Origin of the sequence: Rhizobium sp. ZX09 (assembly GCF_017357485.1) — a bacterium.
GTDB lineage: Bacteria > Pseudomonadota > Alphaproteobacteria > Rhizobiales > Rhizobiaceae > Agrobacterium > Agrobacterium pusense.
In genome coordinates this window covers 2758072-2783052 of the sequence record NZ_CP031363.1, presented here as the reverse complement: position 1 = coordinate 2783052, position 24981 = coordinate 2758072, and the positions used below count along the sequence as shown (strand labels likewise).

Below are 24981 nucleotides of genomic sequence, written 5' to 3'. Positions count from 1 at the left end.
AGCTTTCGCCGGGCCAGTTCAGCGCCCCAAGACAAACTGGCAAAACAAACTGGCGAGGCGATGAACGACAGCGTACCCACCACATCAAGCGAATCCCAGGTCGGGACCGGCTATCGGGTACTGGCGCGCAAATATCGCCCGAAGGATTTTTCCGATCTGATGGTCGGACAGGAGCCGATGGTCCGCACGCTGACAAACGCGTTCGAGACCGGACGTATTGCGCAGGCCTATATGCTGACCGGCGTCCGCGGCGTGGGCAAAACGACCACGGCCCGCATTCTCGCCCGAGCGCTGAATTACAAAACCGACACCATCGACAAGCCGACCATCGATCTGCGCATTCCCGGTGAACATTGTCAGGCGATCATGGAAGGTCGCCATGTCGACGTGATCGAGATGGACGCCGCCTCCCATACCGGCATCGACGATATTCGCGAAATCATCGAACAGGTGCGTTATCGCCCTGTCTCGGCGCGTTACAAGGTCTATATCATCGACGAAGTGCACATGCTGTCGACGCAGGCTTTCAACGGCCTGCTCAAGACGCTGGAAGAGCCGCCGGAGCATGTGAAGTTCATCTTCGCCACAACGGAAATCCGCAAGGTTCCCATCACGGTTCTGTCACGATGCCAGCGTTTCGACCTGCGCCGCATCAGTGCCGCCGATCTCGTCGGCCTTTTTACCGCCATCGCTGGCAAGGAAGGTTTCGAAGCCGAACCGCAGGCGCTTTCGATGATCGCCCGCGCGGCGGAAGGGTCTGCCCGTGACGGCCTGTCGCTGCTCGATCAGGCAATCGCACATGGCGGTGGCCGGGTGGAAGCTGAAGCGGTACGCGGCATGCTCGGTCTTGCCGACCGGGCCCGCATCGTCGATCTCTTCCAGCACGTCGTCAAAGGCGATGTCGCGGCCGCTCTGTCGGAATTCAACGGTCAATATGAGGCGGGCGCGAACCCGGTTGTGGTCCTTAACGATCTCGCCGATTTCACCCATCTCGTGACCCGCATGAAATATGTGCCGGATGCAGCGGAAGATCCCTCGCTTTCTGAAATAGAGCGCGTGCGCGGTGCGGAATTTGCCGACACGATTGCGGTCACCGCGCTTTCGCGCATCTGGCAGATGTTGCTGAAGGGCATACCGGAAACGGAAAACGCCTCGCGCCCGGCCGGTGCTGCCGAAATGGTTCTCATCCGGCTGGCGCACGCTGCCAATCTTCCCGCACCCGAAGATGCTGCCCGGCGCTTGCTGGAGCTTTCGAACGGTGACGGGGGTTACGCCAATGGCGGACCTTCCGGCGGCGGCAATGGCGGCGGTGCGCGCGCCTATTCGTCAGCACAGACCGTGGCCGCGGGACGACCTGTCGATCTTCCCACCCAGCGCCAGGCAACGCCACAGACCTCCGCCATACTGCGCGCCATTCCAGATAGCCGCCCGCAGGAGATGCAGGTCGCAGCACCGAAAACGGAGGAGCGGCCGGAGCCGAAAGTTCCCGTCAATTCCGTGCAGGATATTGCCGATCTGTGTCAGAAGAACCGCGATCCCGTCATGCGGGCGAAAGTGCGCAACTTTGTACGGCTGGTACGGCTGGAGCCTGGCCGGCTCGATATGCGCCTCGGGGAAGGTGCCCCCGGCTCCCTGCCCGGCGAACTTGGCGTCAAGCTCAAGGAATGGACCGGCATCCACTGGATCATCAGCCTCAGCAAGGAGCAGGGGGAACCGACCCTTGTCGAGGCTGAGGGCAACGCACGGGACGCGCGTCTTGTCGATGCACGCCAGGACCCTGATGTGGCTGCCATCCTGGCGCAGTTTCCCGGCGCAAAAATTACCGACGTGCGCATCCGCGCCGCCGCACAGGATGAGGCTGAAGAGATCGCGCCGCCATCGGTTGCCGAATCGAGCGAAGGCGACATCCTTCCCGGCGACGACATCGAGTTTTAAACAAAAAGAACAGGAGATTGGCACATGCGTGACATCATGGGCATGATGGGCAAGGTCAAGGAAATGCAGGCCAAGATGGAGAAGGTGCAGGAAGAAATCGCTGCGCTCGAAATCGAGGGGCGTGCTGGCGGCGGTCTGGTAACCGTCATTCTGAACGGCAAGGGTGAAATGCGCGGCCTGAAAATCGATCCCTCGCTGTTGAAGGAAGACGAGGTGGAAATCCTTGAGGACCTGATCGTCGCAGCGCATAAGGACGCCAAGCAGAAAGGCGAAGCGCAGGCGCAGGAAAAGATGGCTGGGCTGACCGCCGGCCTGCCGCTGCCGCCCGGCATGAAGCTGCCGTTCTGATATAACCGATCTAAAGAGAGGGCGAAGCGCATGGAGCGGACGCCCTCGTCCCATCACGGCTTCAAGCTTCCAGCATCGCGCGAAACCGGCTCGCCAGCGGCGTTTCCAGAAAGGCCCGGCGTTCGGCTGCGTTGAGCTGCATGGGGCGAAAGCGCTGCAGAATGGTCGGTATTGGCAGCTTTAATCCCTGATAGGGTTTGAATACGATATCCTCCCCGGCAGCCAACATGCCCCCTTTCAGCACCCGGCAGTAGAACCCCGGTTGGCCCGCCTGACGGAAACGCGGTGCGAAATCGGGATCGCCGATGCGAACCGACAGGGTGGCGCAGGGAATGCGGGTGGCGGTCACTTCCAGCTCAACGTCATTTGCCGAGAACCTGTCGCCAACGTGGAGTTTTGCGCTGTCGACACCATCAAGAACGAGGTTCTCACCAAAAAACCCGGGCTCGACCGCAAAGCCCAGAGAGCGCGACCAGAAGTCGAGATCGGCGGAGCCCATGACGTAAATCGCCTGATCCGGCCCGCCGTGATGTTTGCGATTGCAGACGGCGTCACTGACGATGCCTTCCGCATCGACCATGACGGGACCCTGCACGGCATGTTTGAAGATGCCCGTCTTCATGGTCTTTCCCGGCAGCCTTTTCGCCTCGCCCCGGCACACCGCCCTGATTTTCATGGACAACCCTTTGCGCTTCATGATTCCCGTTTCCTAATTTATGCAGTAGAAAGCGCTCATGGCAAAACGAGTCACCGGCCCCGAAATCGAAAAACTGATCCAGCTTCTGGCAAAAGTGCCGGGGCTTGGGCCCCGCTCGGCGCGGCGGGCAGCACTGCATCTCATCAAGAAGAAGGAACAGCTTCTGGGGCCGCTGGGCCATGCCATGGGCGAGGCCTATGACAAGGTGAAGATCTGCTCCTGCTGCGGCAACGTCGATACGATAGACCCCTGCACCGTCTGCGCCGACGACCGGCGCGACCAGTCGGTCATCATCGTGGTGGAAGATGTGTCTGATCTCTGGGCGCTGGAACGGACAGGTGCGATGAACACTGCCTATCACGTGTTGGGGGGCACTCTGTCGCCGCTCGACGGGGTCGGGCCGGAGGACCTGAACATCAAGGGCCTGATCGACCGCGTGAGCGCCGGCGGCATTCGCGAGCTCATCATCGCCGTCAATGCGACGGTGGAAGGGCAGGCAACCGCCCATTACATCACCGACCGCCTCTCCGGTCTCGACATCAAGATCACCCGGCTTGCGCATGGCGTGCCGGTGGGCGGTGAGCTCGATTATCTCGACGAGGGCACTTTGACGGCGGCACTTCGGGCGCGAACGACAATCTGAAGTCCCCCTCCCTCCCCGTCATTCAAAGAGGAGACCGAATGCGAAACCGTTTTGCCCCGAAGGCACTGGCTGCCCTTCTTTCCGTTTTTTCAGCAACGACGGCGTTGGCGCAATCGGCACCGACAGGAGCAGCAGCAGCCCGATATGATGCCGAATTTAATGCCTGGCTGAAAAAGGAAATCTGGCCGGAAGCGCGCAAGGCCGGCATTTCGCAAAGGACGCTTGAGGCCACGCTCAGCGGTCTCTCCATCAGCTGGAACCTGCCCGATCTCGTCATTCCCGGCCAGAAGCCGCCAAAGGAGCAGAGCCAGAGCCAGGCGGAATTTTCCTCGCCCGGCGCCTATTTCTCGGAAAAGCGGCTGCAGGGTCTTGCCGCCACCGGGCGTTCGCTTGCTTCCACCCACGCGGCGACGCTGCGCCGGATAGAGGCGAAATACGGTGTGCCGGGTGATATCGTCGTTGCGATCTGGGGCCGCGAATCCGGTTTCGGCCGAGCCAAGCTGCCGCATTCCGTCGTCGATGTGCTGGCCACAAAAGCCTATATGTCTACCCGCAAGGAGATGTTTCGCGCCGAGTTGATCGATGCGCTGAAGATCGTCGAGAGTGGCGATATCGCGGCCTCTCGCATGATGGGCTCCTGGGCCGGTGCGCTCGGCCAGCCGCAGTTCATGCCGTCGAGCTATCTGAAGTATGCCGTGGACTTTGATGGCGACGGCCACCGTGACATCTGGAACTCCGTGCCGGACGCGTTGGCATCCATAGCTAACTATCTTTCTCAGCGCGGCTGGCAACGCAATCGCGACTGGGGTTTCGAAGTCTCGATCCCCGCCAATGTTTCCTGCGCGCAGGAAGGGCCTGATCTCGCACGACCTGTGGCGAATTGGGCGAAAATGGGCATCACACGCATTTCCGGAAAAGCCTTCCCGGCCAATGACCTCTCTGCCGATGGCATGATGCTGGTCCCGGCTGGGCGGCATGGGCCGGAATTCGTGGTGACGCCGAATTTCTACGTCATCAAGGAATATAATAATTCCGATCTCTATGCGCTCTTCATCGGCAATCTCGCTGACCGCATCGCCCACGGCGCGGGGCCGTTCCAGGGGGAATGGGGCAATGTCGGATCGATGCTGCGCTCGGATGTTTTAGCGATGCAGAAGGCGTTGGTCGCCAAGGGCTACGATGTCGGCAAGGCAGATGGCCTCGCCGGTTTCAAGACGCGCCGCTCGCTTGGGGACTGGCAGTCGAAAAACGGGCTCGCTCCAACCTGCTTTCCCGATGCGACGTTGAAGGCGAAGCTGAAGTAGCGTTGCTGGCAGCGTGTGAAAACTCTCCTCCGTCATGCTCGGGCCTGTCCCGAGCATCTGCAACCGATTGATTTAATGATAGGTGTTTGGATCCTCGGGACAGGCCAGAGGATGACGGGGAGTGAGTGGGAAGGGCATCGCCACTCACTTATCCATCGTCTCTCAATGCTGATCGGTATGAGGCTTGTGAAAGATATCGTCGGTCGGCGGGATGGTCTGACGTTCGATCATCCGGTGCACCCGTGGCCGCGTCTTGCCGCGGTGAAGCTCCAGCAGCCGGTCCCAGGCCTCTGCATCTGCCTGGGTGCGGCGGTGATTATGGCGGACATATTCCACCCAGGTCGGCACGTGGTAGCTTTCCGTCCAGATGTCGGGGTTTTCGAGATCCCGCATCAGGTTCCAGTTGCGCGCGCCGTCACGAATGCGAATGCGGCGGCGCTCGGCCATCAGCGGCAGGAATTCGCCGAGATCCTCGTCATGGATTTCATAATCGATGAGAATGGCGATGGGCCCGCTGCGCGGCTTGATGTCCAGTCTTAGCGGCGGCTCCACGAAACGGTTGAGCGGATCGAGATTGAGCGAGGCGAAGGCTGGCATCGCGAGCTTGAGGCCGACGACGACACCGAGCAGCATCAGTGCGCAGGAACAGAGCAGCGAATAGGAAATGCCGTAATCTTCCGCCAGCTCACCCCACAGCCAGCTGCCGACCGCAATGCCGCCGAAGGTGAGCGTCTGGTAAAGCGAGAGCGCCCTGCCAACCACCCATCGCGGGGTGGAGAGCTGGACAATGGTATTGAAGAGCGACAGTGCCAGCACCCAGCAGGCGCCGGCAACGGTCAGCACCAGTGACGTGATGATCGCGCTCGTGCTCACCGCCGTTACGCCGGCGCTGAAGGCGAAGCCTAGAAATGCGACGCGCACGATCCATTCGCTGGACAGCACCTCGCGCAATCTCGCGCTGATCAGCGCACCGCCAATCGCGCCGACGCCGAAGGCACCCAGCATGACGCCATAGGTCAGCGGGCCGCCCTCCACCAGGTCGCGGGCGACGATGGGCATCAAGGCGAGGATGGCGCTGGCTGAAAGGCCGAAAAGGAAGCCGCGCACCAGCACCTTGCCGATATTGGGTGACATCGCCACATAACGCATGCCGGCCGAAATGGCGGCCAGAAGCTGCTCCCGCGGCAGGGTCGAGGCATATTTGGGCGGCTGCCAGCGAAACAGGGCGTAGATCAGCGTGAAATAGCTCAGCGCATTCACGAAAAATGCGGCGGCCGCACCGGCAGCGGCGACGATGATACCGCCGATGGCCGGGCCGACACTGCGGGTAATATTGAAGCCGACACTGTTCAGCGTGACCGCGGCGGGCAAATCCTCGCGCGGCACCATTTCGCCGACGGAGGCCTGCCAGGACGGATTGTTGAGGGCCGTGCCACAGCCGATCATAAAGGTGAAGAAAAGCAGCAGCCAAGGCGTGAGCCAGCCGGACCAGGCAAAGACCGTCAGCAGCACGGAGGCCGTCAGCATCAGCAGCTGCGCCGAAATCATGATGCGGCGGCGGTCGAAACTATCGGCCAGCGCACCTGAAATCAGCGAGAACAGCATGATCGGCAAAGAGGTGGAGGCCTGCACCAGCGCGATCATGTTTTCCGAACTGGAGAGCGACGTCATCATCCATGCGGCGCCCACCGCCTGGATCAGTCCACCGAAATTCGAGGCAAGGCTCGCGATCCAGATTCGTCTGTAAGTCAAATGCCTTAAAGGCGCGAGTGGCGATTTACGGTCAGGCACGCTCTGTCCACTTGATGCAACTGCGATTTATCAAACGGCAACTATAGACAGTGCCGAAAATCATGCCAGCCTTTCCCGCACGGGAAGGGTGAAAATATGGCCGAGGGCGCACCGGAAGCGAGTCTACCCGCGAAAACCTTGCAATCCTGCACCGATGGGTCTATATGACCACTGAAATTCTTGATCGCTTGATGAAGAGTGGGGCCGCAAGGCTCCGCTCTTTTTCGTTAGGCGAACCGGAAACAGAGGGCTGAAAGCCCGGCGACAATCCAAAACCGGAAGGCCAGATGGCAGACACCGCACACGAACCGCGACTTATAACCGAAACCGGCATTGACCAGCGTATTGCCGAGATCATCGAACCCGTTCTGACGGGTATGGGCTATGTTCTGGTGCGCGTGCGGCTTTCCAATCAGAACGGCATGACGCTGCAGGTGATGGCGGAACGGGAAGACGGCACGATGACCGTTGAGGACTGTGAAGCCATTTCCATGGCCATTTCACCGGTTCTTGATGTGGAAGATCCGGTCGATAAAGCGTATCATCTTGAAGTTTCCTCGCCCGGCATCGACCGGCCGATGGTTCGCAAATCGGATTTCACCCGTTGGCAGGGCCATCTGGTGAAGGTCGAAACCTCCATTCTGGTCGAGAACCGCAAGCGGTTTCGCGGCAAGATCGTTGAGGTTGATGCTGACGGTTTCAAGCTGGAACGCGACCAGATCGCTTATGGCGAAGAGCCGACAGTCGTTATTCCGTTCACTGCGCTTTCCGATGCGAAGCTCATTCTGACGGACGACCTTATTCGTGATGCGCTGCGGGCAGACAAGGCGGCCAAGGCCGCTGCCGCAAACCAGAACGACGAAAACGAAGCAGACGAAGACTAATTCCAACGTAAAGCCCGGAAAACGGGCGATCCCCGCAATTATGCGACTTACGGAGATAAAAAAATGGCAGTGAGTGCTAACCGGCTTGAGCTTCTGCAGATCGCCGATGCTGTGGCGCGCGAAAAGGTCATCGACCGCGAAATCGTGCTTGCCGCAATGGCCGACGCTATCCAGAAAGCCGCCCGCTCGCGCTATGGTTCGGAAACCAACATCCGCGCTGATATCAACTCCAAGACCGGCGAAATCCGCCTGCAGCGTCTTCTGGAAGTTGTCGAAGCGGCTGAGGACTATTCGACCCAGATCCCGCTGGAGCTTGCCCGCGACCGCAACCCGGACGCCAAGCTCGGCGACTTCATTGCAGATCCGCTGCCGCCAATGGATTTCGGCCGTATCGCTGCCCAGTCCGCCAAGCAGGTCATCGTGCAGAAGGTGCGCGAGGCCGAGCGTGACCGCCAGTATGACGAGTTCAAGGACCGTATCGGCGAAATCGTCAACGGCACCGTCAAGCGCGTCGAATACGGCAACGTCATCGTCGATCTCGGCCGTGGCGAAGGCATTATCCGTCGTGACGAGATGATCCCGCGCGAAAACATGCGCTACGGCGATCGCGTACGCGCCTACGTCTACGACGTTCGCCGCGAACAGCGTGGCCCGCAGATTTTCCTGTCGCGTACCCATCCGCAGTTCATGGTGAAGCTCTTCACCATGGAAGTTCCGGAAATTTACGACGGCATCATCCAGATCAAATCGGTTGCCCGTGATCCTGGCTCACGCGCCAAGATCGCCGTCATCTCGAACGACAGCTCGATCGATCCGGTCGGCGCCTGCGTCGGTATGCGCGGTTCGCGCGTTCAGGCCGTCGTCGGCGAACTCCAGGGTGAGAAGATCGACATCATTCCATGGAGCCAGGAGCCGGCGTCGTTCATCGTCAATGCCCTGCAGCCGGCGGAAGTCGCCAAGGTCGTTCTGGATGAAGAATCCGAGCGTATCGAAGTGGTCGTTCCCGACGAGCAGCTGTCGCTCGCCATCGGCCGCCGCGGTCAGAACGTGCGTCTGGCATCGCAGCTGACCGGCTGGGATATCGACATCATGACCGAGCAGGAAGAATCCGAGCGCCGTCAGAAGGAATTCAACGAGCGTACGGCCCTGTTCATGGAAGCGCTCGACGTCGACGAAATGGTCGGCCAGGTTCTGGCTTCGGAAGGCTTCGCGCAGGTTGAAGAACTGGCTTATGTGGATCTCGACGAAATCTCCTCGATCGATGGCTTCGACGAAGACACCGCCGATGAAATCCAGACCCGCGCCCGCGAATATCTGGAACGCCTGGAAGCCGAAATGGACGCCAAGCGCAAGGAACTCGGCGTTTCCGACGAATTGCGCCAGATCGACGGCCTGACCTCGCAGATGATGGTTGCGCTCGGCGAAGACGGCATCAAGACCATCGAAGACTTTGCCGGCTGCGCAGCGGACGATCTCGTTGGCTGGAGCGAGCGCAAGGACGGCGAGACGAAGAAGTTCGAAGGCATCTTCTCCAAGCTCGATGTTTCGCGCGTCGAGGCCGAGAACATGGTGGTGCAGGCTCGCCTTCTGGCAGGCTGGATCACCGCCGAAGAGCTCGCTTCCGAACAGGAAGCCGATGCGGAAGCTGCCGAGGAGGCGGATACCGCCGAGCAGGAATGACATCGCAGGCGCATGAGCCGGACGAGCTGCCCGAGACTGACGATGACGGGCGGATCAAAGGCGACGTCAATGGACGTATGTGCATTGTGACACGGCAGAGCGGATCGCCAGATGAGCTGATCCGCTTCGTCGCAGGCCCGGACGGCAACGTCGTTCCGGACCTGAAACGCCAATTGCCGGGACGCGGCTGCTGGGTGACACCCGAGCGCGCCCTGATCGAGAAAGCCATCGCGAAGAAGCTCTTCGCGCGGGCTCTGAAACGTGACGTCAAGGCCGGGCCTGAGCTTCTCGCTCTTCTCGACCGTCTGATGGCCCAGCATGTGGCTGGCATGATGAACATGGCGCGCAAGGCGGGCCAGTTCATCAGCGGCGCGACGAAGGTCGATGCTGCCGTCCGGTCCGGGAACGCGATCGCCGTGTTTCACGCGACCGACGCTGCGGCCGATGGCGTCAGAAAACTGGACCAGGCCCGCAAGGCCTGGGCACTCGGCAGCGATGCCGGCAATGAAATTCCGTCCTTCCGGCTCTTTAGCGAAGCCGAAATGGACGAGTTGATGGGCCAGAATGCTTTTATCCATGCCTGCGCGCTTGCAGGGCAGGCGGGTGAGGGTGTAGTGAAGCGCGCAACGATGCTTGAGCAGTACCGCAATGGCGGTCGGGCTCATGCGGAACGCGACGCTGCCCGGACAGAACAATGACGCGGTTGCCCGATATGAACGGTCGCCGCGTTCCGATGCAGCAATTGAACGACGAGACCTGATGAACGTCATCCGGTTCTCGTCCGAAGGAACGGGAACGGAATGACCGACAACAACGACGACAAGACACTCAACGCGCCTGCCAAGAAGACTCTTACCCTGAAGCCGGGCGGGATGAATCAGGGCACCGTGCGGCAGGATATGGGTCGAGGTCGCACCAACGCGGTTGTCGTGGAAACACGCAAGCGCCGCCCCATGCGTCCCGAAGACGAGAAGCAGGTACATTCGGCTGCGGCCCCCGCTCCGAAGCCGGCGGCTCCCGCCGCAGCAGCACCGCGTCCACAGGCTCCGCAGCCACGCATCCACCAGCCCAGCAACCAGCAGCAGCGTCCGGGTTCTTCCCCTTCGCAGCAGCAGCGTCCCGGCTCGTCTGCGCCCCAGCAGCGCCAGCCGGAGCGTCCGCGCGGCAATGTTCTGCATGACCTTTCCGCCGGTGAAATGGAAGCCCGTCGCCGCGCACTGATGGAAGCGCAGGCCCGTGACGTCATTGAAGCCAAGCAGCGCGCCGAAGAAGAGGCTCGCCGCAAGGTGGAAGAAGAACGCCGCATTGCCGCGGAAAAGGAAGAGGCCGCCCGCCGCGCCGCCGAGGAGGCTGAAGCAGCAAAGCTCGCGGCAAGCCAGCCGGCCGCGGAAGCGAAATCCGAACCGGCCGCTGAGAAGCCGGTTTCTGCCGCTCAGCCGGCGCCGCGCGCCGAGGCTCGTCCTCAGCCCGCCGCTGCCCCTGCCCGCCCGGCCACCGAAACCGCCGCTCCGCGCGGTCGCCGCACTGACGGCGACGAGGAGGACGATCGCGGTGCACGCCGTGGTAACCTGCCAGTCCGTGGCAAGGTTGCAGCGCCGGCGCCGGCCAAGCCGGCTGCACGCCTGAAGACAGAAGAAGAACGCCGCCGTGGCAAGCTGACCGTTACCTCGTCCAACCTGGATGAAGACGGTACGCCACGTGGCCGCTCCATGGCATCCATGCGCCGCCGGCAGGAAAAGTTCCGCCGCAGCCAGATGCAGGAGACCCGCGAAAAGGTAATGCGCGAAGTGATCCTGCCGGAAACCATCACCATTCAGGAACTGTCGCAGCGCATGTCGGAACGTGCCGTCGACGTCATCAAGTTCCTGATGAAGGAAGGCCAGATGATGAAGCCGGGTGACGTGATCGACGCCGATCTGGCGGAACTGATTGCGGTCGAATTCGGCCACACAGTCAAGCGCGTTTCCGAATCCGACGTGGAAGAAGGCATCTTCAACCAGGCGGACGACGAAGGCGAAATGCTGCCGCGTCCGCCCGTCGTGACGATCATGGGTCACGTCGACCACGGCAAGACCTCGCTTCTCGACGCCATCCGTCAGGCGAACGTTGTTGCCGGCGAAGCCGGTGGCATCACCCAGCATATCGGCGCCTACCAGGTCGAGAAGAACGGTCAGAAGATCACCTTCATCGACACCCCCGGCCACGCCGCCTTCACCGCCATGCGTGCCCGTGGTGCGCAGGCGACGGATATCGCCGTTCTGGTGGTTGCCGCAGACGACAGCGTGATGCCGCAGACGATCGAGTCCATCAACCACGCCAAGGCGGCGGGTGTTCCGATCGTCGTTGCGATCAACAAGATCGACAAGCATGAGGCCAACCCTGAAAAGGTTCGCCAGCAGCTTCTGCAGCACGAAGTCTTCGTGGAATCGATGGGTGGTGAAGTTCTTGATGTCGAAGTTTCGGCCAAGAACAAGCTCAACCTCGACAAGCTGCTTGAAGCGATCCTGCTGCAGGCCGAAATCCTTGACCTCAAGGCGGACCCGAACCGCACGGCGGAAGGTACGGTCATCGAAGCCGAGCTCGACCGCGGCCGCGGCGCCGTTGCCACGGTTCTGGTTCAGAAGGGCACGCTGAAGCCCGGCCAGATCATCGTTGCCGGTGATCAGTGGGGCCGTGTGCGCGCGCTCGTTAACGACAAGGGCGAACATGTCAAGGAAGCCGGTCCGGCCATGCCGGTCGAGATTCTCGGTCTTTCCGGCACGCCGTCGGCGGGTGACCGTTTCGCGGTTGTCGAAAACGAAAGCCGTGCTCGCGAAATCTCCGAGTACCGCCAGCGTCTGGCACGCGACAAGGCTGTCGCACGTCAGACCGGCCAGCGCGGTTCGCTGGAACAGATGATGAGCCAGTTGCAAACGTCGGGAATGAAGGAATTCCCGCTGGTCATCAAGGCAGACGTGCAGGGCTCGGTCGAAGCCATTATCGCTTCGCTCGACAAGCTCGGCACCGACGAAGTCCGCGCTCGTATCGTTCATTCGGGTGCTGGTGCCATCACGGAATCGGATATCTCGCTTGCCGAGGCCTCCAACGCCGCAATCATCGGCTTCAACGTTCGCGCCAATGCACAGGCACGCACGGCTTCCGAACGCGCCGGTATCGAGATCCGCTACTACAACATCATCTACGATCTGGTGGATGACGTGAAGGCGGCGATGTCGGGTCTGCTTTCGCCGGAACGTCGCGAGACCTTCCTCGGCAATGCCGAAATCCTCGAGGTGTTCAACATCACCAAGGTCGGCAAGGTCGCGGGTTGCCGTGTCGTCGAAGGCAAGGTGGAACGTGGTGCGGGTGTTCGTCTGGTTCGCGACAACGTCGTCATCCACGAAGGCAAGCTCAAGACTCTCAAGCGCTTCAAGGACGAAGTCAACGAAGTGCCTGTTGGTCAGGAATGCGGCATGGCCTTCGAAAACTACGAAGACATCCGCGCCGGCGACACCATCGAGTGCTTCCGCGTCGAACACATCACGAGAACGCTCTAAAGCATTTCCAGGAAAAGTGGACCCCCGGTTTTCCGTCCAGAAATGCGATAGAACAAAGAGCGTTCTCGCCGCAAAACAGGACTTTACTGTCGGGCGCCGGCTTACCGGCGCTCGCTCCGTTTGAGGCATAACCCATGGCAAAAGCTACATCATCGGCCCCTTCCCAACGCATGCTGCGCGTCGGCGAACAGGTGCGCGCCGCCCTGACCCAGATTCTCCAGCGCGGGGAAGTCCGCGACGATCTGATCGAAAGCACCGTCATTTCCATTTCGGAAGTGCGCATGTCTCCCGATCTCAAGATCGCGACAGCTTACGTGACGCCGCTCGGCGTTGCCGACCACACCGATATCATCACGGCACTCAACCGCCATGCCAAGTTCATGCGCGGCCGCCTCGGCCCGCAGCTCCGGCAGATGAAATACATGCCGGAACTGCGTTTCCGCGACGATACGAGTTTCGACAATTATCAGAAGATCGACGCGCTTCTACGCTCGCCCGAAGTGCAGCGCGATCTTGGACCTTCAAACGAAAAAGACGACGAACAGAACTGAAGCATGTCCAAACCACGCAAACAGCAGAACCGCAAACCCAAGGGCCGTCCGATTTCCGGTTGGCTGATCCTCGACAAGCCGCTCGATTTCGGCTCTACCGAGGCCGTCTCCAAGATCAAGTGGCTGTTCAATGCCCAGAAGGCAGGCCATGCGGGCACGCTTGATCCGCTGGCCTCCGGCATGTTGCCGATCGCGCTTGGTGACGCCACCAAGACCGTGCCTTACGTCATGGACGGCCGGAAAATCTACGAATTCACAGTGACCTGGGGCGAGCAGCGCACGACCGACGATCTGGAAGGCGAAGTGGTCGAATCTTCCGATCAGCGCCCGGACGAGCAGGCGATCCGCGATCTTCTGCCCAATTATACCGGCGTGATCATGCAGACCCCGCCGCAATTCTCCGCTATCAAGATCGCCGGTGAACGCGCTTATGATTTGGCACGTGACGGCGAGACCGTGGAAATTCCCGCACGCGAGGTGGAAATCCATCGCTTGACGTTGCTGGCCTGCCCGGATGCCGATACGGCCCATTTCGAAGTGGAATGTGGCAAAGGCACCTATGTGCGGGCGCTTGCGCGTGACATGGGCCGCGATCTCGGCTGTTTCGGCCATATCTCGGAACTGCGCCGCACCATGGTCGCTCCATTCGGCGAAGACATGATGGTGCCGCTCGAAACGCTCACCGCGCTGGAAGCCGTTGAAGACCGCGACGAGCGGCTGGAAGCGCTGGACGCCTATCTGATCGACACGGCCGAAGCGCTTTCCGCCCTTCCCCGCCTTATTATCAATGACGACCAGGCGCACCGGCTGAAGATGGGCAACCCTATCCTGCTGCGCGGGCGCGATGCGCCGGCCAGCCATCCGGAAGCCTACGCTACGGCAAATGGCAAGCTGGTCGCCATTGGCGAAATCGGCGAAGGCGAGTTTCGCCCGAAGAGGGTTTTCGGCTGAGTCGGACCGTCACGCGTTTGCTGACGCGTGGCGGAGCGCTGTCAATCGCCTCTTTCCATTGCACCCGGAATAGTTTATAGGCAGCGCCAGCTTGGGCTTTGCCTTCGCTTTTCATGGCCAGAGCTGGACGACATCCCGGCTCTAGGCGTCCCGTTTTCCTTAAAACTGAAAGGATCGTCCGATGTCGATTACTGCAGAGCGTAAAGCCGCCCTCATCAAGGAATATGCAACGAAGGAAGGCGACACCGGTTCGCCGGAAGTTCAGGTCGCAATCCTTACCGAGCGGATCAACAACCTGACCGGTCACTTCAAGGATCACAAGAAGGACAACCACTCGCGTCGTGGCCTTCTGACCCTGGTTTCGAGCCGTCGTTCGCTTCTCGACTATCTGAAGAAGAAGGACGAAGCCCGTTACACCAAGCTGATCGGTGCTCTCGGCATTCGCCGCTAATAAGGTTTCCGGCGGGTTTCTCAATGATGCCCGCCGGTTTTTAATTCCGGCCCTTCAGGCCGCATGATTTTCCGGGCGTTTGCCGCAGATGTGGCCCCCGGGCGATAAGGGTGAACCGGATGGGCCGGTGCCGCCTTTTTCAACCGCAGACCTGTCATGGGGCAGGATTGCCGGATGCTTGCCTGCCCAAGCCTCCCGCTGTCTTGCCCGTGATTGAGTCACAGCGCTGCCACGGCCGGTCACGATGACCGAGCGGGCAGCCACAACCAAGGACAAGATATGTTCAATCAACACTCCGTGGAAATCGAATGGGCAGGCCGCCCGCTGAAGCTCGAGACCGGCAAGGTTGCCCGTCAGGCTGATGGCGCCGTCATCGCAACCTACGGCGAGACCATGGTTCTCGCGACTGTGGTTTCCGCTAAGTCTCCGAAGCCGGGTCAGGATTTCTTCCCGCTCACCGTCAACTATCAGGAAAAGACCTACGCAGCCGGCAAGATCCCCGGTGGTTACTTCAAGCGTGAAGGCCGTCCGAGCGAAAACGAAACGCTGGTCTCGCGCCTGATCGACCGCCCGATCCGTCCGCTCTTCCCTGAAGGTTACAAGAACGACACCCAGGTTGTCGTCACCGTTATCCAGCACGACCTGGAAAACAATCCTGACATCCTCTCCATGATCGCCACATCCGCGGCGCTCACGCTTTCCGGCGTTCCCTTCATGGGCCCGGTCGGCGGCGCGCGCGTTGGCTACATCAACGGCGAATATGTTCTGAACCCGCATCTCGACGAGATGGATGAGTCGGTTCTGGACCTGGTTGTTGCCGGCACGCAGGACGCCGTCCTGATGGTGGAATCGGAAGCCAAGGAACTCAACGAAGACGTCATGCTCGGCGCGGTCATGTTCGGTCACCGCGGTTTCCAGCCCGTTATCGATGCGATCATCAAGCTCGCCGAAGTTGCCGCCAAGGAACCGCGCGAATTCGAACCGGAAGATTTTTCCGCTCTCGAAAACGAGATGCTGGCACTCGCCGAAGCTGAACTGCGCGACGCTTACAAGATCACCGAAAAGGCCGCCCGTTACGCCGCCGTCGACGCCGTCAAGGCTAAGGTGAAGGCGCACTTCCTGCCGGAAGAAGGCGAAGCCAAGTACACGCCGGAAGAAATCGGCGCTGTCTTCAAGCACCTTCAGGCCAAGATTGTTCGCTGGAACGTTCTCGACACCAAGAGCCGCATCGACGGCCGCGACCTGTCGACCGTTCGCCCGATCGTTTCCGAAGTCGGCATTCTGCCGCGCACGCACGGTTCGGCGCTCTTCACCCGCGGTGAAACCCAGGCGATCGTTGTTGCGACCCTCGGCACCGGCGAAGACGAGCAGTATGTCGACAGCCTCACCGGCATGTACAAGGAACGCTTCCTGCTGCATTACAACTTCCCGCCCTACTCGGTCGGTGAAACAGGCCGCATGGGCTCTCCGGGCCGTCGTGAAATCGGCCACGGCAAGCTCGCATGGCGCGCTATCCGTCCGATGCTGCCGACCGCCGAACAGTTCCCCTACACGCTGCGCGTCGTTTCCGAAATCACCGAATCCAACGGCTCCTCGTCGATGGCAACGGTCTGCGGCACCTCGCTTGCACTGATGGACGCAGGCGTTCCGCTTGCCAAGCCGGTTGCCGGTATCGCCATGGGCCTCATCCTTGAAGGCGACCGTTTCGCGGTTCTCTCCGACATCCTCGGTGACGAAGACCACCTCGGCGACATGGACTTCAAGGTCGCAGGTACGGCTGACGGCATCACCTCGCTGCAGATGGACATCAAGATCGCCGGTATCACCGAAGAGATCATGAAGATCGCTCTGGAGCAGGCACAGGGTGGCCGCAAGCACATTCTCGGCGAAATGGCCAACGCCATCACCGAGAGCCGCGGTCAGCTCGGCGAATTTGCGCCGCGCATCGAAGTGATGAACATCCCGGTCGACAAGATCCGTGAAGTCATCGGCTCCGGCGGCAAGGTCATTCGCGAAATCGTCGAAAAGACCGGCGCGAAGATCAACATCGAAGACGACGGCACCGTCAAGATCGCTTCTTCTTCCGGCAAGGAAATCGAAGCGGCCCGCAAGTGGATCCACTCCATCGTTGCGGAACCGGAAGTCGGCGCCATCTATGAAGGCACGGTTGTCAAGACCGCCGACTTCGGCGCTTTCGTCAACTTCTTCGGCGCCCGTGACGGCCTCGTCCACATCTCGCAGCTCGCTTCCGAGCGTGTTGCCAAGACCTCGGACGTCGTCAAGGAAGGCGACAAGGTCTGGGTCAAGCTGATGGGCTTTGACGAGCGTGGCAAGGTTCGCCTGTCCATGAAGGTTGTCGACCAGGAAAGCGGCAAGGAAATCGTTGCCGACAAGAAGAAGGAAGACGGTGAAGCCGCTGCCGAATAAGGCCGCGCCACCAGATCCTGTCGAGGCGCGGGTTTTGCCCGCGCCTTTTTTCTATTCTACCGTGAGGATGCTCCCATGAGCCGTGACGCCGTAAAAACCCTTTTCCATCCCTTTGCCTCTGACATGCTTGCCATGCCGAAAGACGGCGAACGCGTTCTTTTTCTGGGAGCGGAGGCGGGTCCGCGGCTCGACGGTTTCGACGCGGAGATCGTCGCGGTTCAGCATCTTCGGCCGCTCTATCGCGCTCTTGAAGCTCAGGGTGCAAAGGTCACTCCGGATATTTCGGGCGAAGATTACGATGCGGCGCTGCTGCTTTGCGGCAAACACCGCGGCGAAAACGAAAACCGTGTCGCTGAAGCGCTTTCCCGGGTGAAGGCCGGCGGCCTGATCGTCGCAGCCGGATCGAAGGAAGACGGTATTCTGACGCTGCGTAAGACGCTGACAAAGCTCGGCATCGAGGTGGACTCGACGCCGAAATATCACGGCGTCGCCCTGTGGTTCAAACGGCCGGACGATATCTCTGCCGTCGTGTCGAAACTTGCTCAGAAGCCCGTGACGGTGGAAGGCCGCTTCACTGCCCTGCCCGGCATGTTCTCGCATGACCGCGTGGATGATGGTTCGGAACTGCTCGCATCGCGCCTGCCGACCGATTTCGACGGCAATGCTGCCGATTTCGGCGCCGGCTGGGGTTATCTCTCCATCATGCTGGCGGAAAAATCGCCGCGCACGGCCCGTATCGATCTGTTCGAAGCGGATTGGAATGCGCTCGAATTCGCCAAGACCAATCTTCTCGAAAACAACCCTCGCCTAACGGCGCGTTTCTTCTGGCAGGATCTGGCAAACGAGCCGCCGAAGGAGAAATACGACCTCATCATCATGAACCCGCCTTTCCATTCAAGTGGACAGGCGGCGGAGCCAGCGCTGGGTCAGGCCTTCATCAAGGCCGCGGCCGGGGCGCTGCGCAGCGGTGGCAAGTTGCTGATGGTCGCCAATCGCGGCCTGCCCTATGAGCCGGTGTTGGCAGCAGAATTCCGCACCAGCACGGAAGTATGCCGAAATGCCCGCTTCAAGATTCTGAGCGCCCAGAAGTAAGAAAATCAGCTCAATAGCCAGGCCCATAGCGACACGGAAAGGACACCGGTCGCCGTGGATATGCTGATGGTTGAGGCCGCAACGCTGTGGCCGATGCCGAAACGGTTGGCGATGAGCCAGGCATTCACGCCCGTTGGCACCGACGAGGTGAGGACAAGCGCCGCCGTCCATTCACGGCTTAGCCCAAGTACGTGGCCCATGGCCCAGACACAGGCTGGCAGGAGCAGCAGTTTAAAAAACGTCATGGTGACGGCAATGCCCATATTGCCGCGGATGGTGTATTTCGTCAGCGCCATGCCCAGCGAAATCAGGGCTGCGGGTCCTGCCATGGAGGCGATCTGATCCACCACTGTTTTCAGGACAGGCGTCAGCGCCAGACCGGAAACATTGGTCGAAAGCCCTATGACGAGGCCAATCACAAGAGGATTGGTGACGAGATTTCTGCCGACCTGCTTGAAGACCGCGGCCGTGCTGCGCTTTTCTCCACCGATTGCCTTGTGCGTTGCATTTTCCATCAGGATCGTGCCGGCGATCATCATGACCGGCAGGTGGATGGCGAGCAGGATGGAAAGGGCAACCAGCCCTTCGTCGCCCACGGAGCGACCGACAAGAGGCAGGCCAATAAAAATATTATTCGCAAAGGCCGAGGAGATGCCGGCAATGACGGCGATGCGGACATCCTGCTTGAACACATGGCGGGTGACGATATGCCCGACTGTCCAGGTGACGGCCACGCCAGCAAAATAAGTGAGCCAGAGCCGGAACGGCGAGGCACCGTGGAAATTCGCTTCCGCAAGGGTGCGGAAAATCAAGGTCGGCACGGCGATCTTGAAGACGAAGTCGCTCAAGATCTCTCCTGCGTCTGCCCGGAAGAGGCCAGCTCTCACGGTCAACCAGCCGATCAGGATGAGAATGAAAATCGGGGCGACATTCGCGGCAACGGCAGACATGGAGGGAAAGCTTTCGCGGCTTTTGCGGGAGGATACTCCGCTTTAGAGCCTTTTCGGCCGGAATGGAATCGCGAAAACGCTTCATGTTCCGGTTTTAATCGCGGCATGGAAGGCTGGGCAGCCTTCGCACCACGTCTACCGGGCGGGCGTCCGGCCCATGCGATGGTGACGTCTGCCTAAAAGAAAAAGCGGGGTCTCCCCCGCCTTTTATGTCCGTTATATGCCGCCAGTACATCCGTGGCGGAGATAACGGTTGAGCCAGAAGACCTCATGTCTTCCACTTCGGTACGCATTCACACACCTCTGCTCTGGTCGCAGAGATAGCTTAACCATATTACAGGCAAATGACGCGTTTTCTTCTTTCGCGCAGAACCGCATATTTCCGCTTTAGGCTTTTCTTGCAGCCAGAAATGTTTAAGACCTTTGAAAAAAGACGCACACGCCGTGCGAACCGGATAGGGCCAATGACGAAATTTGACGTACTGACTGTCGGCAATGCCATCGTCGACATCATTTCCCGCTGCGATGACCGCTTTCTCAACGACAATGCCATTACCAAAGGGGCGATGAACCTCATAGACGCAGAACGGGCAGAGCTGCTTTATTCGCTGATGGGGCCGGCTCTCGAAGCCTCCGGCGGCAGCGCTGGCAATACGGCGGCGGGTGTGGCGAATTTCGGCGGCAAGGCTGCCTATTTCGGCAAGGTGGCGGAAGACCAGCTCGGCGAAATCTTCCAGCACGACATCCGCGCTCAGGGCGTTTATTTCGAAACCAAGCCGCAAGGCACCTTTCCGCCAACGGCCCGTTCGATGATCTTCGTGACCGAAGATGGCGAGCGTTCGATGAACACCTATCTCGGCGCCTGCGTCGATCTGGGCCCTGAGGATGTGGAAGATGACGTGGTGGCGCAGACCAAGGTCACCTATTTCGAGGGTTATCTGTGGGATCCGCCGCGCGCCAAGGATGCGATCCGCGAATGCGCCCGCATTGCGCATGAAAACGGCCGCGAAGTTTCCATGACGCTTTCCGACAGTTTCTGCGTCGGCCGTTACCGTGAGGAGTTTCTCGATCTGATGCGCTCCGGCACAGTGGATATCGTTTTCGCCAACAAGCAGGAAGCGCTTTCCCTTTATGAAACCGACGACTTCGAGCTTGCGCTGACCAGGATCGCCGCCGACTGCAAGATCGCGGCGGTGACGATGAGCGAAGAAGGCGCGGTTATCATGCGCGGCACGGAACGCGTGAAGGTGGATGCCTATCCGGTGCATGACGTGGTCGACACGACGGGTGCGGGCGATCTTTTCGCCGCCGGCTTCCTGTTCGGTTATACGCAGGACCGGTCGCTCGAAGATTGCGGCAAGCTTGGCTGCCTTGCGGCTGCCGCTGTCATTCAGCAGGTCGGGCCTCGTCCCATGTCATCGCTGAAGGCGCTTGGCGAGAAGCACGGCCTTATTTAAAGGCTTCACCCGGGTAAGCACCCCAGATTTCGCCCTGCGAAACCCAGCCCGAGGCCTGACCGGCCTCGGCGCGACACCAGTCCCCATTGCATTCGCCGATCCTGAAGACCACGCCCGGCTCAAGCCGTGCCACGACGGCTGCGCCGGACTGCGCCTCGCGACGCATGTTGACATAGACTTCCTTGCCCTTGCCGCGCATCCATGGGGCAGCGACGGCCGTGCGCTCACCGGAGAGAAGGGCCTGGTTGACCCAGCCTTCCGTCCCATCGGCATCACGGATGCGCCGCCAGTTTTCATATTCCTGGATGATCTCGACCGGCATCCCGGATTTCAGATACATCCATGACACGGCGTAATCCGTGCTCGGACCGATGCGCATGTTCACGCGTTTGGATTTCAGGCTCACGAAACGCGGCAGCGGCAGGCCGCTGGCGCCTTTCGCGGCGCCCTGCGCCATGGCGTCGGTTGCCGCACCGAGGAGGCCCAAAGACAATGCAATGCAAACAATAGAAACCACACTGCGCATGCCCATTTCCGTTTCCCGCCTTCTGCAAACCGGATGATATTTAAGGAGGCTCGTTTCCACGTGCCTCAAGCTTCAGCGAGTTTTGTTTGTCTTCGCCGGTGGGTCTGGTAGAAACGCCCTGATTGAAAGAAATTATCGCTCTTTCTGGTTAATGACTTCTGAACAAGGCAGCGGCAAACGATGACCCCCAAGAAGAGACCGACAGTCTATATCACCCGCAAATTGCCTGATGTCGTCGAAACCCGAATGCGCGAACTTTTCGACGCAGAACTCAATATCGATGACACCCCGCGCAGCGAGGAAGAACTGGTCGCCGCCATGCAGCGGGTGGACGTGCTGGTGCCAACGGTCACCGATCGCATTACCGCCCCGATGATCGAGCAGGCTGGACCGCAGCTGAAGCTGATCGCGAGTTTCTCCAACGGCATCGACCATGTGGATGTGGACGCCGCGGCCCGCAAGGGCATCACCGTGACGAACACGCCCAACGTACTGACCGAGGACAGCGCCGATATCACCATGGCGCTGGTGCTGGCCGTACCGCGCCGCATGATAGAGGGCACACGCGTGCTTGCCAATGGCGCGGATGAGTGGCTCGGCTGGTCACCAACCTGGATGCTGGGACGGCGCATTTCCGGCAAGCGTATCGGTATTGTCGGGATGGGCCGCATCGGCACCGCGGTGGCGCGGCGCGCCAAGGCTTTCGGGCTTTCCATTCACTATCACAACCGCAAACGCGTCAATCCGGCGACGGAGGCGGAGCTCGAAGCGACCTATTGGGACAGTCTCGACCAGATGCTGGCGCGGGTGGACATCGTTTCCGTCAACTGCCCTTCGACGCCCGCGACCTATCACCTGATTTCCGCCCGGCGGCTCGCGCTGATGCAGCCGACGAGCTACATCGTCAATACCGCGCGCGGCGACATCATCGATGAGGCAGCGATGATCCAGTGCCTGCGCGAGGGCAAGATCGCCGGCGCTGGACTGGATGTCTACGAGAACGAGCCCGCGGTGAACCCCAAGCTCATCAAGCTTGCCAAGGAAGGCAAGGTGGTGCTGCTTCCACATATGGGTTCAGCGACAATCGAAGGCCGCATCGAGATGGGTGACAAGGTCATCATCAATATACGCACGCTGTTCGATGGTCACCGCCCGCCGAACCGGGTGTTGCCCGGGCGAAACTGAGTTCTGAGACAGAGGCCCGAAGATCGGACCTCCCGGTTCTTGCCAATCGCGCCGGAGGGAAGTCGCTTCAGCCGAGGATCTTGGTCATCTCGATCGAGGTCGTGCGATCATATCCCGCATGGGCATTTTCTGCCGTCTTGACGAAACCCCAAGCCCCGAACTTTGCATGATTGGCGACAAGCTCAATCCGGGTTTCCAGCCGTAGCGCCGGCAGCGCCAGTTCACGGGCCAGGGCCTCGGCTTGCGCCAGCAACATTTTACCGATGCCCTTTCCCTGCGCTTTCGGGGAAACGCACAATTTGCCGACGTAAAGACAGGATGGCAGCTCCGGCCTGCAGAAAAGGCAGCCCAGCAGGTCATTCCCGTCCAAAACCACGAAAGCAATCTCCGCCCTTGCCTTTTCGGCAAGATTTTCAGGCGTCAAGCGATGGGCTGAAGATGGTGGGTCGATGACGCCATCCATGTAAGCGAAGGACGTCATGATAAGCGCCAGCAATTCATGCCAGCGGTCGAAGTCGTCGCCAATTCTTTTGATTTCCATCATGTTTTCTTTGTCCCTTGACGCCGCTTGTATCGCACTGTTTCGAAACGCGCCGACAGGGCGTCATAGAGGAGCAGACGGCCAATCAGCGGTTCGCCGGCACCGGTGATCAGCTTGATCGCCTCCATGGCCATCAGCGTGCCGATAACGCCCGTCAGCGCGCCGACAATCCCTGTTTCCGCACAATTCGGGATGAGCCCCTGCGGCGGCGGCTCGGGAAACAGGTCACGATAGCCGGGCAGCAACGTGCCTTCGGCATTTGTTTCATAGGGCTTCAGCACCGTCACAGAACCATCAAAACGGCCAACGGCGCCCGTCACCAGCGGCCTTTTTGCCGTTTCCGCCGCGTCCGCTGCGGAATATCGAGTGTCGAAATTGTCCGATCCGTCAATCAGGAGATCGAAAGATTGCAAATGATCATGCGCCCAGACCTGCGAAAAGCGGTCTTCGTACACGATTGTACGCACATGAGGGTTAAGGCGAGCAATGGCCTTTCGGGCACTTTCCGTCTTCTGCTCGCCAATCGTCCCGCTATCGTGGATCACCTGGCGCTGAAGGTTGGAGAGAGACACGACGTCATCGTCGATCATGCCGAGTGTGCCGACGCCGGCGGCGGCGAGATAATGAAGCACCGGCGCACCGAGACCACCCGCCCCGATGACCAGCACGCGCGCGGCCTTCAGCCGTTGCTGGCCTGCACCGCCGATTTCCGGCAGCAGGATATGGCGTTTGTAGCGTTCTATTTCTTCCGGGCTCAGCGGGTCCATGTCGCACTCCCTCTCTTTGCCTTCATGCGGTGATGCTCCCGTGGGATACATTGAAGAATTGTGCCCGCTCGCCAAGGGCGGAGAACATGGCCGCATCCGTTCCAGTCATGAAACTCTGTCCCCCCAGCGCGTGGATGAGATCGAACAATGCCGCCCGCCTGCCCTCGTCCAGATGAGCGGCAATCTCGTCCAGCAGCAGAACCGGTGCATAACCCGTCATGTTGGCGGTCAGCTGCGCATGCGCGAGCACCAGACCCACCAGCAGCGCCTTCTGCTCCCCCGTCGAACAGCGTTCGGCTTCCATGTCCTTTTCCGCATGCCGCACGAAGAGATCGACACGGTGCGGCCCATCAAGCGTGCGCCCGGCGGCAGCGTCCCGGTAGCGACCTTCACGCAGCATCAAGCCATATTCGTCTTCCAGATCGACGGCGGGACGGTTGAGGCCATCATCCATAAAGCCGGAAAGCGACAGCGTCGCTGAGGGGAAGGCCGCATCGCCCCTCCGCCCTTCGATCAAACTCCGGAGCAGGCCGAGCATCTCATAACGGGCAACCGCCATGGAGATGCCGAGTTCAGCCATCTGCTTTTCGATACCGTCCAGCCAGACCGGATCAAAACGGCCCTCGGAAAGCAGTCTGTTACGCCCACGCATGGCTTTGTCAAAATCGCTGGCGCGTCGACCATGGGCGGGATCAAGCGAAAGCACAAGTCGGTCAAGGAAACGCCGGCGGTCAGACGATGAGCCTGTAAAAAGGCCGTCCATGGCGGGGGTGAGCCACAGGACACGCAGATGGTCGGTCAATTCATCGACGGATTTGACTGCCGTGCCGTTCAGCCGCAGCCGGCGCGACACCACCTCGCCATCGCCTTCAATCCCCGTGCCGATCGCGACCTCGCCATCCATGCCATCGACATCTGCGAAAATAGAAAAGCCGGTGGCTTCCGCACCCACGCGCGTGACGTCGGACAGGACCGCGCGGCGAAGTCCGCGTCCGGGCGACAGAAACGACACCGCCTCCAGAAGGTTGGTCTTGCCGGACCCATTGTCGCCGGTCAGCACCACATGGCGGTCATCCAGGGAAAGCGACGCCACCGCGTAGTTGCGGAAGTCCGTGAGTTTCAGTCGGGAAAGCGAGACCTTGTTCGTCATGGTTACGGCCTAAAACGAAGCTGCCCCGATGGCAAGGCGGCTCTTGTCCATGTTTATTGCCTAGCGCCGAAACCATGCGAATTATTCAGTAGTGGCAACTTTTTTAGCGGGCGGT

22 protein-coding genes are annotated in these 24981 nt (G+C 60.3%); 15 read left to right on the top strand and 7 right to left on the bottom strand.

Annotated features, from left to right (window positions below; genetic code table 11):
* The first annotated feature begins 60 nt into the window (after nucleotides 1-60).
* Both BTN45_RS13565 and BTN45_RS13560 read left to right on the top strand, forming a co-directional pair.
* Nucleotides 61-1935 (top strand): DNA polymerase III subunit gamma/tau, encoded by a 1875-nt coding sequence (locus BTN45_RS13565; RefSeq protein WP_207588271.1) that lies wholly within the window; start codon nucleotides 61-63, stop codon nucleotides 1933-1935.
* A 24-nt stretch (nucleotides 1936-1959) separates the two neighbouring features.
* A complete protein-coding gene (locus tag BTN45_RS13560; RefSeq protein ID WP_004439084.1) occupies nucleotides 1960-2283 on the top strand; it encodes a YbaB/EbfC family nucleoid-associated protein in 324 nt (107 codons plus the stop codon).
* A gap of 61 nt (nucleotides 2284-2344) precedes the next feature.
* On the opposite strand, the gene BTN45_RS13555 is transcribed toward BTN45_RS13560, so the two are convergent.
* On the bottom strand, nucleotides 2345-2980 hold the full coding sequence (locus BTN45_RS13555) for an MOSC domain-containing protein (RefSeq protein WP_207588267.1): 636 nt from the start codon (nucleotides 2978-2980) through the stop codon (nucleotides 2345-2347).
* A gap of 37 nt (nucleotides 2981-3017) precedes the next feature.
* Here BTN45_RS13555 and recR point away from each other — a divergent pair, with 37 nt between their 5' ends.
* Together recR and BTN45_RS13545 are read left to right on the top strand one after the other, a co-directional pair.
* Nucleotides 3018-3623 carry a recombination mediator RecR gene (gene recR, locus BTN45_RS13550; RefSeq protein WP_003507177.1) on the top strand — a complete coding sequence of 202 codons (606 nt, stop codon included), beginning with the start codon at nucleotides 3018-3020 and terminating at the stop codon, nucleotides 3621-3623.
* A gap of 38 nt (nucleotides 3624-3661) precedes the next feature.
* Nucleotides 3662-4927 carry a lytic murein transglycosylase gene (locus BTN45_RS13545; RefSeq protein ID WP_207588266.1) on the top strand — a complete coding sequence of 422 codons (1266 nt, stop codon included), beginning with the start codon at nucleotides 3662-3664 and terminating at the stop codon, nucleotides 4925-4927.
* 162 nt (nucleotides 4928-5089) lie between these two features.
* Here BTN45_RS13545 and BTN45_RS13540 read toward each other — a convergent pair whose 3' ends face one another.
* A complete protein-coding gene (locus BTN45_RS13540) occupies nucleotides 5090-6718 on the bottom strand; it encodes an MFS transporter (protein WP_004439071.1) in 1629 nt (542 codons plus the stop codon).
* A 287-nt stretch (nucleotides 6719-7005) separates the two neighbouring features.
* On the opposite strand from BTN45_RS13540, the gene rimP reads away from it, so the two are divergent.
* From rimP to BTN45_RS13495, 9 genes are all read left to right on the top strand, one after another.
* Nucleotides 7006-7602: a ribosome maturation factor RimP gene (gene rimP, locus BTN45_RS13535; protein ID WP_004439068.1), complete on the top strand. Its 597-nt coding sequence runs from the start codon at nucleotides 7006-7008 to the stop codon at nucleotides 7600-7602.
* A 63-nt stretch (nucleotides 7603-7665) separates the two neighbouring features.
* Nucleotides 7666-9282: a transcription termination factor NusA gene (nusA, locus tag BTN45_RS13530; protein WP_003524306.1), complete on the top strand. Its 1617-nt coding sequence runs from the start codon at nucleotides 7666-7668 to the stop codon at nucleotides 9280-9282.
* Nucleotides 9279-9980 (top strand): RNA-binding protein, encoded by a 702-nt coding sequence (locus BTN45_RS13525; RefSeq protein ID WP_035206477.1) that lies wholly within the window; start codon nucleotides 9279-9281, stop codon nucleotides 9978-9980. Before nusA ends, BTN45_RS13525 begins: the two co-directional genes overlap by 4 nt.
* A 102-nt stretch (nucleotides 9981-10082) precedes the next feature.
* Entirely contained in the window at nucleotides 10083-12818 is a 2736-nt protein-coding gene (gene infB / locus BTN45_RS13520) for a translation initiation factor IF-2 (protein WP_004439058.1), read from the top strand.
* Nucleotides 12819-12952: 134 nt separating this feature from the next.
* Nucleotides 12953-13369: a 30S ribosome-binding factor RbfA gene (gene rbfA / locus BTN45_RS13515; RefSeq protein WP_004439055.1), complete on the top strand. Its 417-nt coding sequence runs from the start codon at nucleotides 12953-12955 to the stop codon at nucleotides 13367-13369.
* A gap of 3 nt (nucleotides 13370-13372) precedes the next feature.
* A complete protein-coding gene (gene truB, locus BTN45_RS13510) occupies nucleotides 13373-14320 on the top strand; it encodes a tRNA pseudouridine(55) synthase TruB (RefSeq protein WP_207588265.1) in 948 nt (315 codons plus the stop codon).
* Nucleotides 14321-14501: 181 nt separating this feature from the next.
* A complete protein-coding gene (gene rpsO, locus BTN45_RS13505) occupies nucleotides 14502-14771 on the top strand; it encodes a 30S ribosomal protein S15 (protein WP_004439050.1) in 270 nt (89 codons plus the stop codon).
* Between the two features lie 279 nt (nucleotides 14772-15050).
* On the top strand, nucleotides 15051-17198 hold the full coding sequence (pnp, locus tag BTN45_RS13500; RefSeq protein WP_006699832.1) for a polyribonucleotide nucleotidyltransferase: 2148 nt from the start codon (nucleotides 15051-15053) through the stop codon (nucleotides 17196-17198).
* Nucleotides 17199-17273: 75 nt separating this feature from the next.
* Nucleotides 17274-18290 (top strand): class I SAM-dependent methyltransferase, encoded by a 1017-nt coding sequence (locus BTN45_RS13495; RefSeq protein WP_006699833.1) that lies wholly within the window; start codon nucleotides 17274-17276, stop codon nucleotides 18288-18290.
* Nucleotides 18291-18295: 5 nt separating this feature from the next.
* Here BTN45_RS13495 and BTN45_RS13490 read toward each other — a convergent pair whose 3' ends face one another.
* The gene (locus BTN45_RS13490) at nucleotides 18296-19240 is read right to left on the bottom strand and encodes an AEC family transporter (protein WP_004439041.1); all 945 of its coding nucleotides are present in this window, start codon (nucleotides 19238-19240) and stop codon (nucleotides 18296-18298) included.
* A gap of 464 nt (nucleotides 19241-19704) precedes the next feature.
* Here BTN45_RS13490 and BTN45_RS13485 point away from each other — a divergent pair, with 464 nt between their 5' ends.
* Nucleotides 19705-20697 carry an adenosine kinase gene (locus BTN45_RS13485; protein WP_045533177.1) on the top strand — a complete coding sequence of 331 codons (993 nt, stop codon included), beginning with the start codon at nucleotides 19705-19707 and terminating at the stop codon, nucleotides 20695-20697.
* Here the strand turns inward: BTN45_RS13485 and BTN45_RS13480 are convergent.
* Nucleotides 20690-21223 (bottom strand): SH3 domain-containing protein, encoded by a 534-nt coding sequence (locus BTN45_RS13480; protein ID WP_034496360.1) that lies wholly within the window; start codon nucleotides 21221-21223, stop codon nucleotides 20690-20692. The two genes, BTN45_RS13485 and BTN45_RS13480, sit on opposite strands and share 8 nt — an antisense overlap.
* A 180-nt stretch (nucleotides 21224-21403) precedes the next feature.
* Here BTN45_RS13480 and BTN45_RS13475 point away from each other — a divergent pair, with 180 nt between their 5' ends.
* Entirely contained in the window at nucleotides 21404-22408 is a 1005-nt protein-coding gene (locus BTN45_RS13475) for a D-glycerate dehydrogenase (protein WP_004439034.1), read from the top strand.
* 67 nt (nucleotides 22409-22475) lie between these two features.
* On the opposite strand, the gene BTN45_RS13470 is transcribed toward BTN45_RS13475, so the two are convergent.
* From BTN45_RS13470 to recF, 3 genes are read right to left on the bottom strand one after another with little or no spacing between them, the layout of a single operon-like run.
* Entirely contained in the window at nucleotides 22476-22952 is a 477-nt protein-coding gene (locus tag BTN45_RS13470) for a GNAT family N-acetyltransferase (protein WP_207588263.1), read from the bottom strand.
* The gene (locus BTN45_RS13465; RefSeq protein ID WP_037089577.1) at nucleotides 22949-23716 is read right to left on the bottom strand and encodes a molybdopterin-synthase adenylyltransferase MoeB; all 768 of its coding nucleotides are present in this window, start codon (nucleotides 23714-23716) and stop codon (nucleotides 22949-22951) included. Before BTN45_RS13465 ends, BTN45_RS13470 begins: the two co-directional genes overlap by 4 nt.
* A 22-nt stretch (nucleotides 23717-23738) precedes the next feature.
* Nucleotides 23739-24866 carry a DNA replication/repair protein RecF gene (gene recF / locus BTN45_RS13460; protein WP_006699836.1) on the bottom strand — a complete coding sequence of 376 codons (1128 nt, stop codon included), beginning with the start codon at nucleotides 24864-24866 and terminating at the stop codon, nucleotides 23739-23741.
* Nucleotides 24867-24981 lie beyond the last annotated feature (115 nt).